At 58.4% G+C, this 12110-nt stretch carries 13 protein-coding genes; all 13 read left to right on the top strand.

The genetic code is table 11. The annotated features are described in order from the left end of the window. Positions 1–51 precede the first annotated feature (51 nt). The 13 genes from RDA78_RS04340 to metK all read left to right on the top strand — a co-directional run bounded on the left by RDA78_RS04340 (position 52) and on the right by metK (position 12034). The gene (locus tag RDA78_RS04340; RefSeq protein WP_434054130.1) at positions 52–546 is read left to right on the top strand and encodes a universal stress protein; all 495 of its coding nucleotides are present in this window, start codon (positions 52–54) and stop codon (positions 544–546) included. A gap of 188 nt (positions 547–734) precedes the next feature. Further along, on the top strand, positions 735–1292 hold the full coding sequence (locus tag RDA78_RS04335; RefSeq protein ID WP_306142577.1) for a NifU family protein: 558 nt from the start codon (positions 735–737) through the stop codon (positions 1290–1292). A gap of 151 nt (positions 1293–1443) precedes the next feature. Further along, a complete protein-coding gene (tsaB, locus tag RDA78_RS04330) occupies positions 1444–2121 on the top strand; it encodes a tRNA (adenosine(37)-N6)-threonylcarbamoyltransferase complex dimerization subunit type 1 TsaB (RefSeq protein ID WP_434054129.1) in 678 nt (225 codons plus the stop codon). Continuing rightward, positions 2118–2606 (top strand): ribosomal protein S18-alanine N-acetyltransferase, encoded by a 489-nt coding sequence (gene rimI / locus RDA78_RS04325; protein WP_434054128.1) that lies wholly within the window; start codon positions 2118–2120, stop codon positions 2604–2606. The genes tsaB and rimI overlap by 4 nt, the downstream gene beginning before the upstream one ends. Before the next feature lie 45 nt (positions 2607–2651). Then, entirely contained in the window at positions 2652–3101 is a 450-nt protein-coding gene (locus RDA78_RS04320) for a Fur family transcriptional regulator (RefSeq protein WP_434054127.1), read from the top strand. After that, on the top strand, positions 3094–3966 hold the full coding sequence (locus RDA78_RS04315) for a lysophospholipid acyltransferase family protein (RefSeq protein WP_434054126.1): 873 nt from the start codon (positions 3094–3096) through the stop codon (positions 3964–3966). The genes RDA78_RS04320 and RDA78_RS04315 overlap by 8 nt, the downstream gene beginning before the upstream one ends. Positions 3967–4093: 127 nt before the next feature. Continuing rightward, positions 4094–5566: a tRNA (N6-isopentenyl adenosine(37)-C2)-methylthiotransferase MiaB gene (gene miaB / locus RDA78_RS04310; RefSeq protein ID WP_434054125.1), complete on the top strand. Its 1473-nt coding sequence runs from the start codon at positions 4094–4096 to the stop codon at positions 5564–5566. 12 nt (positions 5567–5578) lie between these two features. After that, positions 5579–6694, top strand: coding sequence for a PhoH family protein (locus RDA78_RS04305; protein ID WP_434054124.1), 1116 nt, complete (start codon positions 5579–5581; stop codon positions 6692–6694). Positions 6695–6705: 11 nt separating this feature from the next. After that, a complete protein-coding gene (gene ybeY / locus RDA78_RS04300; protein ID WP_434054123.1) occupies positions 6706–7221 on the top strand; it encodes an rRNA maturation RNase YbeY in 516 nt (171 codons plus the stop codon). A 36-nt stretch (positions 7222–7257) separates the two neighbouring features. Next, a complete protein-coding gene (locus RDA78_RS04295) occupies positions 7258–8457 on the top strand; it encodes a transporter associated domain-containing protein (protein WP_434054122.1) in 1200 nt (399 codons plus the stop codon). Positions 8458–8536: 79 nt separating this feature from the next. Beyond that, positions 8537–10153 (top strand): apolipoprotein N-acyltransferase, encoded by a 1617-nt coding sequence (lnt, locus tag RDA78_RS04290; protein ID WP_434054121.1) that lies wholly within the window; start codon positions 8537–8539, stop codon positions 10151–10153. A gap of 190 nt (positions 10154–10343) precedes the next feature. Further along, positions 10344–10748 (top strand): helix-turn-helix domain-containing protein, encoded by a 405-nt coding sequence (locus RDA78_RS04285; protein ID WP_306142566.1) that lies wholly within the window; start codon positions 10344–10346, stop codon positions 10746–10748. A gap of 113 nt (positions 10749–10861) precedes the next feature. Next, positions 10862–12034 (top strand): methionine adenosyltransferase, encoded by a 1173-nt coding sequence (metK, locus tag RDA78_RS04280; RefSeq protein WP_434054120.1) that lies wholly within the window; start codon positions 10862–10864, stop codon positions 12032–12034. Positions 12035–12110: the final 76 nt, after the last annotated feature.

Here is a 12110-nt window from a genome sequence, read left to right as displayed (position 1 = left end):
GCGGCCATTTCGCCGCTTGCGATGCGCGCGCGCGAATGGCAGCATGCATCCATGGTAGCTATTCGGAAAAGCAACGAGGAAGGCCATCGCCGGAAATTTCTGGTCGTGGTTGACGAAACGCCCGAGTGCGACAGGGCAATTGTTTATGCCGCGAAGAGGGCGGCAAGAACCGGCGGCGTGGTAACGCTTTGCTTCGTCATTGCCCCGGGCGATTTCCAGCACTGGCTTGGTGTTGAAGACATCATGCGCGCCGAAGCACTGGAAGAGGCGGAAGCAACGCTTGCAAAAGCGGGAGAACGGGTGCGTTCCGTGGCAAGAACAGAGCCGGAGACGGTTGTCCGGGAAGGAAGCAAGTCCGAGGAGATCCTCGAACTGATCGAAGCTGACGCGGACATCGCGATCCTGGTTCTCGCCGCAAGTACAGGGACGGAAGGTCCGGGGCCGCTGGTGTCTTCCATCGCAGGAAAGTCGGCGGGTACCTTCCCGATCCCTGTCACGATTGTTCCGGGAAATCTGGATGACGATTCGATTGCAGCCCTTGCCTGACGGAGTCCCGTCTCGCGGCTAAAAAATGGCACCGGCGCTTGATCGTGTGTGTTGAAGTCCTATCTAGTTTTTAACTATTCCAAACTGCCTCGAGATGGTTTACAAGAATTCATCGGTGTTTTGCGATGAGGTTGAGGCGCGGGGCACCTGTCGAAACGGACGCGTTGTTCAAACGCAAGGACAAGAAAATGTTCATTCAAACCGAAGCAACGCCGAATCCGGCCACGCTCAAATTCCTCCCGGGCCGCGTTGTCCTGCAGGAAGGCACCTATGATTTTCGCTCCAAGGCGGATGCAGGTGCCTCCCCTCTTGCGGAAAGGCTGTTCGATGTACCCGGTGTCGCCGCGGTTTTCTTCGGCCACGACTTTGTGACCGTTACCAAGGACGATACCGATTGGCAGCACATGAAACCCGCCATTCTCGGCGTGATCATGGAGCAGTTCATGTCCGGTCAGCCGGTCATGGCCGCCGGTCAGGTCGAGGACATCGAGGAAGGCGAGTTCTTTGATGAAGGCACCGAGGACACGGTGAAAACGATCAAGGAACTCCTGGAAACGCGAGTGCGTCCGGCGGTGGCCCAGGATGGCGGTGACATCACCTTCAAGGGCTTCAAGGAAGGCATTGTCTACCTTTCCATGCGCGGTGCATGCGCGGGTTGCCCGTCCTCCACTGCGACACTGCAGCACGGTATTCAGAACCTGCTGCGTCATTTCGTGCCGGAAGTTGAGGAAGTTCGTCCGATCTGAGCCGATTTTCCCCACGGTTACAAAGGCCCGGCTTTCCAGCCGGGTTTTTTGTTTCTGTTTCAGCATTCGGCGGGCAAGGCAAGCCCGCAATTGGGATTAGGCCCAAAGCTCGGCTCGACTTCGGATGTGGGTCGGGTTAGGTCCATTGATCATGCGTGTACTGGCGATCGATACAGCTCTGGCCAATTGCGCTGCCGCAGTTCTCGACGACGGCAGCGAAAGCGCCTGCTTTGAATCCCTTGCCGAGGAAATCGGCCGGGGACACGCAGAGCGGCTGATGGACATAATCGGCGAGGTGATGGCCGAGACATCCACCGCTTTTTCCGATCTCGACCGCGTCGTTGTAACGATCGGCCCGGGGAGTTTCACCGGTCTTCGTGTCGGACTGGCCGTGGCGCGTGGCTTCGGTCTCGTTCTGGGCAAGCCGGTTGTGGGAATCACAACGCTTGCCGCTATTGCCCGCGCATCTGCGCCGATGGATGGAGGGGCCCCGGTTCTGGTCGCCCTGACGGGAAAAGGCGAAGAAGTCTATTGCCAGGAATTCGACGCGTCCGGCGAGAAAACCGGGGAGGCGTCCGTTCGCACGATCTCCGATCTTGCAGCGTCGATGCCGAAATGCATAAGGTTGGCAGGATCGGCAGCGGACAAGGTTGCTGCCGGGCTTGAGTTGCCGAGTGAGCAGATCATCTCCCGGGCTGGGTTTCCCGGAATTCGGGATGTTGCGGAACTCGGTCTTCTGGCCGACCCGGTAACGGCTTCACCATCGCCGCTCTACCTGCGGCCGCCTGATGCGACACCGCAGACCAGGGGAAGGATTGAACGGCAATGAGTTTCTGGTGGTTCTGGACCCAGCCGCCGGTCGTGGAAGTGGCGCTGGACGAAGATCTGCCTAAGATTGCCGAGATCCACGCCGCGTCATTTCCCAACAAATGGAATGCCGAGGAACTTGCCCGGATGAAGGCGCAGGACGGTGTCACGATTCTCGTTGCCCGTCGCGCCAGTCCCTACGGCACGCGCGCGCCGCTCGGTTTTCTCATCCTGCGCACCGCGGCCGACGAGGCCGAGGTGATCACCGTTGCCGTCCATCCGCGGCAACGCGGCAGGGGGATCGGAAAGAAGCTGATGGAAGCCGGCCTGTTCCGGCTCTACGCGGACAGGTGCAGCCATCTGTTTCTGGAAGTCGATGCCTCCAACGAGGCCGCCCTTCTGCTCTATAGGGGGCTTGGGTTCCGGGAGGTTGGCCAGCGCAAGGGATATTACGGCGGCGGCGAAGGTGACGGGACAGCGCTTGTCATGCGTATCGATCTTCGTTAAGCGCTGTGCTACGAAAATTCCGATCAATCATCAGGCGGCGACCAAATGACGGACGAGCGGCAAACAACGCTGGCGGAAATGTGTGTTGCAAAGGGCATGCGCATGACCGAGCAGCGCCGCGTCATTGCAACGGTGATCGAGGCGGCGTCGGACGAGCATCCCGACGTTGAAGAACTTTACCGCCGCTCTGTTGCGATTGATCCGGGCATTTCCATTTCTACGGTGTATCGCACGGTCAAGCTGTTCGAAGATGCCGGCATGATCGAGCGTCACGACTTCAGGGACGGGCGTTCGCGCTACGAAACGGTCCCCGACGAGCATCATGATCATCTGATCGATCTTCGCAGCGGGCAGGTCATCGAGTTCCGCAGCGAGGAAATCGAGGCCCTGCAGGAATTCATAGCAAGAAAGCTCGGCTACAAGCTTGTCGACCACCGGCTTGAGCTCTATGGCGTTCCGCTGGAGTCATCCCGGGACGAAAACGGCGATGGCTGAGGTCAAGGCTGTCTGCATCATAGCGATTCTCACACTTGTCTCGCTCGTCCTGATACCGTTGCAGTGGCTGTCTATAAAGTTCGGTCTTCGCAGCCAGAACGTCCTGCCCCGGATCTGGCACCGGATCGCGAGCCGTCTCGTTGGCATAAAGGTCCGCCAGATCGGGCATCCGGCCCGGCAAAGACCTCTGCTGATCACGGCGAACCATGCTTCCTGGGTCGACATCACGGTCCTGGGCTCGCTTATCCCGCTCTCCTTCATTGCCAAGTCCGAGGTGTCGGGCTGGCCGATCTTCGGTCTTTTGGCGAAGCTGCAGCGCACGGTCTTCGTGAACCGGACACGGCGGACGCAGACGGGACAGGCCGCGGACGAGATTGCCGAGCGCATGGCAGCCGGTGACGCGATGGTCCTGTTTGCGGAAGGCACGTCGAACGATGGCAATTGCGTTTTGCCTTTCCGTTCCGCGCTGCTCGGGGCGGCGACGCGCGCGCTTGGCGAGGAAAACGGTGCAACGGTCTGGGTTCAGCCGCTTTCGCTCGCCTATCAGGGCTTCTATGGCCTCCCCATGGGGCGTGCGCACCGCCCTCACGTCGCCTGGTACGGTGACATGGAATTGCCGGGCCACTTGTGGGGGATTTTTACGCGGGGCGCCCTCGACGTTGTCGTCACCTGGGGAGAGCCCGTCCTGGTCGACAAGACCACTGACCGCAAGGCACTGACCAGGGAACTGGAGCAGGAAGTGCGTGCGCTGACGATTGCCTCCCTTTTGCAGAAGCCGGTCGAGCGGGTTGACCAGGCCGCACTTGAAGAGCCTGCGTTCTTCTCAAACGACGAAAAACCCGTTAAAGCTGGCGCCGGAAATTGATTGCCGTTATACGGCGGTCCTGTTGAGGCCGTATCAGTTTGCGCGAACTGGATTGCGGCCGGGCAACAGACCCGGACAAAAGACCATCTGAACATATTGGCCGCGTGAACGAGGCGACGAGAAGCGAATGACAAGCCGCCCTGAACAAGATCAGGAATTGACCGGAAGTTCCGTTTCCGGGAAAGAAGCCGCACCTTCCGCCAGTGGCAACACCCGCAAGGTGTTTGTGCGCACCTATGGCTGCCAGATGAATGTCTATGACAGCGAGCGCATGACCGATGTGCTGGGGCCGGAAGGCTATGAGGCGACAAGCACGCTCGAAGATGCCGATCTCGTTATCCTCAACACGTGCCATATCCGTGAAAAGGCAGCCGAAAAGGTCTACTCCGAACTGGGCCGCATCCGAAAGGTCAAGGAAGAACGCGCAAAAGCGGGCAAGGATATGATGGTCGGCGTCGCCGGCTGCGTTGCTCAGGCGGAAGGCGAGGAGATTTCCAGGCGCGCTCCGATCGTCGATCTCGTTGTCGGGCCTCAGAGCTATCACCAGCTGCCGGGACTTCTCGACAAGGCCAGCAAGGGCAACAAGGTTGTTGAAACGGAATTCGATATCGCTGCGAAATTCGACCATCTGTCGGAACGCGCGCAAACCCAGGTCCTGAAACGCGCGCCGTCAGCCTTCCTCACGGTCCAGGAAGGCTGTGACAAGTTCTGCACCTTCTGTGTCGTGCCCTATACAAGGGGCGCGGAGGTCTCTCGTCCGGTCGGGCAAATCTTGACGGAGGCGGAGCGCATGGCGGCAGCCGGCGTGCGGGAAGTCACGCTGCTGGGTCAGAATGTCAATGCGTATCATGGAGACGCCCCGGATGGATCGACCTGGGGACTTGGCCGTCTGCTGCGTCAGCTCTCTGAAATCGAGGGTCTGGACCGGCTTCGCTACACCACCAGCCATCCGCGCGACATGGATGACGATCTGATCAGTGCGCACCGGGATCTGAAGAGCCTGATGCCTTATCTTCACCTTCCCGTGCAGTCTGGATCCGACAAGATCTTGAAGGCCATGAACCGCCGTCACACCCGGGACGAGTATTTCCGGCTGATTGACAGGATCCGTGACGCCTGTCCTGAGATTGCGCTTTCTGGCGATTTCATCGTTGGTTTCCCGGATGAAACAGATCGCGATTTCGAGGACACGATGGACCTGATCCGGCGTGTCGGATACGGGTCCGCGTTCTCCTTCAAGTACAGTCAGCGTCCGGGAACGCCGGGCGCGACGATGGAGAACCAGGTTCCCGAGGCGGTCAAATCGGCACGGCTTGCAGAGCTTCAGGCGCTGGTGAACGCTCAGCAGAAGACCTTCAACGAATCCAGGCTCGGCATGGTCTGCGACGTCCTTCTGGAAAAGAAGGGCCGCAATGAAGGCCAGCTTGTCGGCAAGTCTCCATGGCTGCAGCCGGTGCAACTGGACGCGCCCGAAGCTCTTATCGGCACGATACAAGCGGTGGAAATCGTCAAGATCGGATCTAATTCGCTGTTCGGGCAATTGATTGATGGGCAGAATGATCATGAAAATGCACCGACGGTCACGGTCGCGTTGGCTTAAAGGAGACGTCATTTGACGCGCGAGAGTTCTTCTTCCTCACGCAAACAGTCTGATCAGGCAGCTGCGTCGGCATCCGATGCGACACACGTCGTTCTTGCGTTTGAAGACAATCGGCTGATCGGTGATCTCTTCGGCCAGTTCGACCAGAATCTTGCCCTGATCGAGCAGCGGCTCGGCGTCGACGCGATCGCCCGTGGCAATCAGGTCACCCTGAAAGGGTCGCAGGCCGGCTGTTCGCAGGCAAGAAACGCGCTTGAGGCCCTGTATCAGCGGCTGTTGCAGGGACAGGAAGTGCATCCGGGTGACGTGGACGGTGCGCTGCGGATGGCCGCGGCTGCCGAAGCCCAGTTGCCCCTGCCGACCCTCGAACCGAAGTCCCGGCTGGCCTTTGCGCAGATCGCCACGCGCCGCAAGACCATTGTCGCGCGCACGCCGACGCAGGACGCCTACATCCGGTCGATGGACAGGGCAGACCTCATTTTCGGGACCGGCCCGGCCGGCACGGGCAAGACCTTTCTGGCTGTTGCCTACGCGGCCGCCCTTCTGGAGCGTGGCGATGTCGCGCGGCTGATCCTGTCCCGTCCGGCGGTCGAGGCCGGTGAACGCCTCGGGTTCCTGCCCGGCGAAATGAAGGACAAGGTCGACCCCTACCTGCGCCCGATCTATGACGCGCTCTACGAAATGATGCCCGCGGAAAAGGTGGACCGGGGCCTTCAGTCCGGGATGATCGAAGTCGCACCGCTGGCATTCATGCGCGGGCGGACGCTGTCGAACGCCGTGGTTCTGCTCGACGAGGCGCAGAACACCACGTCAATGCAGATGAAGATGTTCCTGACCCGTCTTGGCGAGGGATCGAAGATGATCGTTACCGGCGATCCCAGCCAGATCGATCTGCCTGCAGGACAGAAGTCCGGTCTGCGTGAAGCGCTGGGCCTCCTGACGGACATTCCGGCGGTTGCTCATGTGCGCTTCAACGAGACCGATGTTGTGCGCCACGAACTCGTCGGACGGATCGTGACTGCCTATGACAACGCGTCCCGCCATGAATCCGAGGCCCGGGAGCGCCGTCATGCCGAGCGTCAGCGCGAGGAGCCTTCAACAGGTCCCCGCAAGGCGGCAACATCCTGAGATCTCTGGAGATGACCTCTGCCCTCCCTGAAGATTTTGTGGTCGATGTCGCAGTGGAAGCTGGCGACTGGCCGGATGAAAACGATCTGACGCGTCTTACCGAAGCGGCCATTTGCGCGACCCTGTCAACCGGCAGGCTTCAGGTCGCGGAAAACAGCGAGGTTTCGTTGCTGTTCACCGACGATGCCGCAATCCGCAAGTTGAATGGCCAATGGAGAGACAAGGACAAACCGACCAACGTTCTTTCTTTTCCCGGCAGTGATCCGGTCGATGAAACCTATGGACCGCTTCTGGGCGATATTGTCTTCGGTTTCGAAACCATGGTGAGCGAGGCACGCGATATGGGAGTTGATTTCTCCGATCATCTTTCCCATCTCACTGTTCATGGTTTGCTTCACCTTTTCGACTATGATCATCAGACCAACGAAGAGGCCGAGTTGATGGAAGGTCTTGAGAAAACCATACTTGCATCGTTAGGCATTGATGATCCTTATGCTGGCAGTCCCCTTGTGGTTGACGGCAATTAGGTGGCATCATGGGGCATAAAGTTCTTGTATTGATAGATGATGAGCGCAGTTGAACCGCAAAGTCCGGCGGGCGAGTCCAAGACCGCGAATTCCGGACAATCTTCCGACGGAGAAGATCCGCAACAGACAAGGCCGCAGCGGACTGCGGCCTTTCTTGAAAATCTCAAACGCATGTTGCGCTTGGGGCGCCAGTCTTCGAGCCTGCGCGAAAATCTGGAAGATGAACTGGCGCGCGACGGCAGCGGCGACACGGCCTTCTCTCCCGAAGAGCGTCTGTTGCTCGGCAACATCCTGCGTCTGCGCGAGTTGCGGGTGGATGACGTCATGATTCCACGCGCGGATATCGACGCGGTTGACCTGGATACCAGCCTCAGCCGCTTGATGGAATTGTTTCAAAAAAGCGGTCATTCCCGTATGCCCGTCTATGAAGAAACGCTCGACGATCCGCGCGGCATGGTCCACATCAAGGATCTCATGGCATTCATTGCCGAGAAGGGTGCGAGGCGCGAAAATACAACCACTGTGGAAAATGCTGAGGCTTTGAACGCAGAAATTGAGCCGTTGCAACCCGGAACAGTGCGAAAGGGGCACAATTCGCCTGATCTCGATCTGTCCTGCGTCGATCTTTCAGTCACCTTGAAGGAAACGGATCTGCTCCGGAACCTGCTTTTTGTGCCGCCGTCCATGCCTGCGACCGATCTCATGGCGAAGATGCAGGCGGGCCGGATACAGATGGCCCTCGTGATTGACGAATACGGAGGGACTGATGGCCTCGTTTCGCTGGAGGACCTCGTGGAAGAGGTTGTGGGTGACATCGAGGACGAGCACGACGAAGACGAGGAGGCGATGCTTGCCTCTGCCGGCGAGGGGGTCTGGATAGCGGATCCGAGGCTGCCGCTGGAAGACCTCGATGAAGTTCTGGGTACTAAGCTGTCAGGCGGCGAAATCTCTGAAGACGTGGATACGCTCGGCGGACTTCTTTATGTTTCCGTCGGCCGCGTTCCCGTTCGCGGGGAACTCCTTTATGTCCCCGATGAAGTGCCCGGGTTCGAATTCGAAGTCATGGATGCCGACCCGAGACGTATCAAGCGTTTGAAGATCCGCCGCAAACGCGCTGAAGCCAGGCCGCAGGACCTGCGCCGTCGCACGAAGAAGCCGGGCTCTTTGCAGTCGGAGAACACCCAGACGGACGCCTCTGACGGGGCAACCGATCAGCAGACACCTCTGGAAGGCTAGACCGCGTCTTCAGATTTGGACTTGACCGGCCCACGCTGCGCCGACGAATCTCCATGCCTCACCTGGGGATTCGGATTCGATGCACTGGCTCACACAACGACTGACTTTTTTGCCGAACACATTCCTGTTGGCCTGGGGGTGGCAGCGCCGGTTCCTGGCGGTCTTGTTGGGAGCGGTGAGCGCATTTGCGCTTCCGCCCTTCGGCATATCTCTGGTTCTCCTGATAACGTTCCCGGCCTTTGTCTGGCTTCTGGACGGGGCTCTGGAAGTTGACGAGAAGCGGAACAGGACGCGCTTTCGTGCGGGCTTCGTTCTCGGATGGCTGTTCGGTTTCGGGTATTTTCTCGCAGGACTGTGGTGGATCGGCGCAGCATTTCTGGTCGAGGCGGATCGTTTTGCCTGGTTGCTGCCGTTTGCGGTTCTCGCCATGCCGGCAGGTCTCGCGCTTTTTACTGCATTTGGTGTCGCGCTTGCCGCTTTGTTCTGGAGCGACCAGTTTCGCCGGATTCTGCTGCTGGCCGCCTGCTTAACGCTTGCGGATTGGCTCCGGGGTCATGTTCTGACCGGCTTCCCGTGGAACGCATTCGGTTACGGCATTTCCGATAGTCTGAGCCTGGCACAGGCCGCGAGTCTCTTTGGTATCTACGGACTGACCTTTCTGGTCGTGGCCATCAGTTCCGCTCCCGCACTGCTCGCCGATGCAAAGCCGGCCGCGCAAAGATTTCGGGCCGTGTCCGCGGCAGCCGTCGCCTTTCTTGCCGTTTTTGCATTCGGGTTCTGGAGAACAATGACGGCTGAAATTGAATACACGTCCCTGGATATCAGGATCGTTCAGCCGGCGATTGATCAGAAGGACAAGTGGCGCCCCGAACTCAAGGACGAGATATTTCAAACCTACCTCGACATGACGGAAGCACCCCTTGGCGGCGGTGCTCGTGTGGGCCAGTCGCGGCTGGTCGTTTGGCCCGAATCAGCCCTGCCGTTTCTCCTCACACAGGAACCGGGAGCCCTGTTCCGCATTGGACAGGCACTGGGGAACGACACGGAACTCGTTACCGGAGCCGTGAGGCTGGAAGCGGGCCCCTCCGGACCTGTCTACTTCAACAGCGTTTACGTTCTGGACAATGATGGCACGGTGAAGGGCATTTACGACAAGGTCCGGCTCGTTCCTTTTGGTGAATACGTTCCGTTCAAGCTGTTGCTTGAATCGATCGGTTTCACGAATCTCGCCGGGCCGATTGAAGGTTTCGAGGCCGGCTACCATCAACGTGTGCTCTCCACCACCGAAGATTTCAGTTTTCTACCGTTGATTTGCTATGAGGCGATTTTTCCAGGGGTTGTCTTTGCAACGCCCGATGAACCCTCGTTCCTGTTAAACGTGACCAATGATGCGTGGTTCGGGCGTACGCCAGGTCCGTTCCAGCATTTTGCCCAGGCGCGGATGCGCGCGATCGAGACGGGACTGCCGCTGGTAAGGGCAGCAAACACGGGGATTTCCGCTGTCGTAGATGGATACGGGACCGTTCTCGAAGAATTGACGGTTTTTGATCGAGGTGTCGTAGATGCCGGTCTTCCAAGTCATTTAGGCACAACTATCTATGAGACTTTTGGCGATGTCCCTGTTCTGATTATTTCAATTACACTTGTCGGATTTGCAATTTTTGCAAAATACAACCGCAACTCGCGTTATGATTGATAATTTTTGTTTGAGTTGAGTGATCGAAGTGTGATACAACCGTGAAACAGTCGATTGAAGGCTGATTCATGTACAAGCTAGGGGTTGCGGGCTTGCTTCAGTCTCTTGGGTCTTGTGGGAGGACTTGGGAGAGCTTGTACGATCTGATGTGAGCGGACATTCGCCGCAAAAAAAAGAAAGAGCGACGTACATGCCCAGTAAGAAGTCTCCGAATCCGATAGATATACACGTTGGTAGCCGTGTTCGCCTGAGGCGAATGATGCTTGGCATGAGCCAGGAAAAACTGGGCGAAAGCCTCGGCATCACATTTCAGCAGATCCAGAAATACGAAAAGGGCACGAACAGGATCGGTGCGAGCCGCCTGCAGCATATTGCGACGATTTTGAAAGTGCCGGTGTCTTTCTTCTTCGAGGATGCTCCGGGCACACCGGAAGAAGCGGAAGGTTTTGGCGAAACACAGCCGACATCTTACGTCGTCGATTTCCTTTCGTCCTCCGAAGGCCTCTCGCTGAACAAGGCTTTTGTGCGGATAGAAGATCCGAAAGTCAGGCGCCGGATCGTCGATCTGGTTCGTTCTCTGTCCGGCGACGAGTAACAATTATTTCGAAACACGCTTGACGTGACGAAAAACTTGAAAGATTGATGCTTCCGAAGCGGCGAAATTATTCGCCGCTTCATTCATATTCATTCCCAGAAGGACGATCGCCAATGGCACGTCAGAATTATCTTTTTACATCCGAATCCGTTTCGGAAGGACATCCGGACAAAGTCTGCGACAGAATCTCCGATGCTGTCGTCGACGCATATCTTCGTGAAATGCCCGAAGCACGTGTTGCGTGCGAAACCCTTGCCACCACCAATCGCATTGTGATTGCAGGTGAAACCCGGGGGCCGGCAGGTATCACCAATGAATATATCGCGCATCTGGCGCGCATGGCCATCAAGGATATCGGCTACGAGCAAGACGGTTTCCATTGGGAGAACTGCGACGTCGCCGTTCATCTCCACGGTCAGTCGGCGCATATCGCCCAGGGCGTTGATGCAGGCGGCAACAAGGATGAAGGGGCGGGCGACCAGGGCATCATGTTCGGTTATGCCTGCCGGGAAACCGAAGAACTGATGCCTGCTCCGATCCTCTATTCGCACAAGATCCTGAGTCTTTTGGCCGATGCCCGCAAATCCGGCAGGGAGCCTGCGCTGGGACCGGATGCCAAGAGCCAGGTCACCGTGCGTTACGAGAACGGCGTACCCGTAGCGGCAACGTCGATCGTTCTGTCGACCCAGCACCTCGATCCGTCACTGACGTCCGAGGACGTTCGCCGGATTGTAGAACCTTACATCCAGACAGCGCTTCCGGGCGGCTGGATCACCGGTGAGACCGAGTGGCACGTCAATCCGACAGGTGCCTTCGTCATCGGCGGACCGGATGGAGACGCTGGTCTCACCGGACGCAAGATCATCGTGGACACCTATGGCGGCGCAGCTCCGCATGGTGGCGGTGCATTTTCCGGCAAGGATCCGACCAAGGTTGACCGCTCCGCAGCCTATGCCGCGCGCTACCTTGCGAAAAACGTGGTGGCGGCCGATCTGGCCGACCGCTGCACGATCCAGCTGTCCTATGCCATCGGTGTTTCCGACCCGCTCTCGGTCTATGTCGATCTTCACGGCACCGGACGGTGCGACGAAGCACGGTTGGAGACGACGCTTCGCGAAGTCATGGGCCTGAGCCCGCGCGGGATCCGCGAGCACTTGAAGCTGAACAACCCCATTTACGAGCGCACGGCTGCCTATGGTCACTTCGGCCGTCAGCCGGACGCCGATGGCGGCTTCACCTGGGAAAAGACCGATCTTGTCGACGCGTTGCGCCCGCTAGCCGGGTAACGCTGCGCAATCCGTTGCCGCTTGAAAATTCAGACCGCCGGCCGATTGCCGGCGGTCTTCCGTATAGTAAGTCACC

The organism is Roseibium sp. (genome assembly GCF_051016195.1).
In the GTDB taxonomy this organism is placed as follows: Bacteria; Pseudomonadota; Alphaproteobacteria; order Rhizobiales; family Stappiaceae; genus Roseibium.
Note: the sequence above shows the minus strand (reverse complement) of the source record. Positions and strands in the feature narration are given on the sequence as shown.

What these genes read in the sequence shown, in the direction of transcription:
- RDA78_RS04340 (WP_434054130.1), top strand. Translation starts at nt 52, where the DNA reads ATGGTAGCTATTCGGAAAAGCAACGAGGAAGGCCATCGCCGGAAATTT.
- RDA78_RS04335 (WP_306142577.1), top strand. Translation starts at nt 735, where the DNA reads ATGTTCATTCAAACCGAAGCAACGCCGAATCCGGCCACGCTCAAATTC.
- tsaB (WP_434054129.1), top strand. Translation starts at nt 1,444, where the DNA reads ATGCGTGTACTGGCGATCGATACAGCTCTGGCCAATTGCGCTGCCGCA.
- rimI (WP_434054128.1), top strand. Translation starts at nt 2,118, where the DNA reads ATGAGTTTCTGGTGGTTCTGGACCCAGCCGCCGGTCGTGGAAGTGGCG.
- RDA78_RS04320 (WP_434054127.1), top strand. Translation starts at nt 2,652, where the DNA reads ATGACGGACGAGCGGCAAACAACGCTGGCGGAAATGTGTGTTGCAAAG.
- RDA78_RS04315 (WP_434054126.1), top strand. Translation starts at nt 3,094, where the DNA reads ATGGCTGAGGTCAAGGCTGTCTGCATCATAGCGATTCTCACACTTGTC.
- miaB (WP_434054125.1), top strand. Translation starts at nt 4,094, where the DNA reads ATGACAAGCCGCCCTGAACAAGATCAGGAATTGACCGGAAGTTCCGTT.
- ybeY (WP_434054123.1), top strand. Translation starts at nt 6,706, where the DNA reads ATGACCTCTGCCCTCCCTGAAGATTTTGTGGTCGATGTCGCAGTGGAA.
- RDA78_RS04295 (WP_434054122.1), top strand. Translation starts at nt 7,258, where the DNA reads ATGATGAGCGCAGTTGAACCGCAAAGTCCGGCGGGCGAGTCCAAGACC.
- lnt (WP_434054121.1), top strand. Translation starts at nt 8,537, where the DNA reads ATGCACTGGCTCACACAACGACTGACTTTTTTGCCGAACACATTCCTG.
- RDA78_RS04285 (WP_306142566.1), top strand. Translation starts at nt 10,344, where the DNA reads ATGCCCAGTAAGAAGTCTCCGAATCCGATAGATATACACGTTGGTAGC.
- metK (WP_434054120.1), top strand. Translation starts at nt 10,862, where the DNA reads ATGGCACGTCAGAATTATCTTTTTACATCCGAATCCGTTTCGGAAGGA.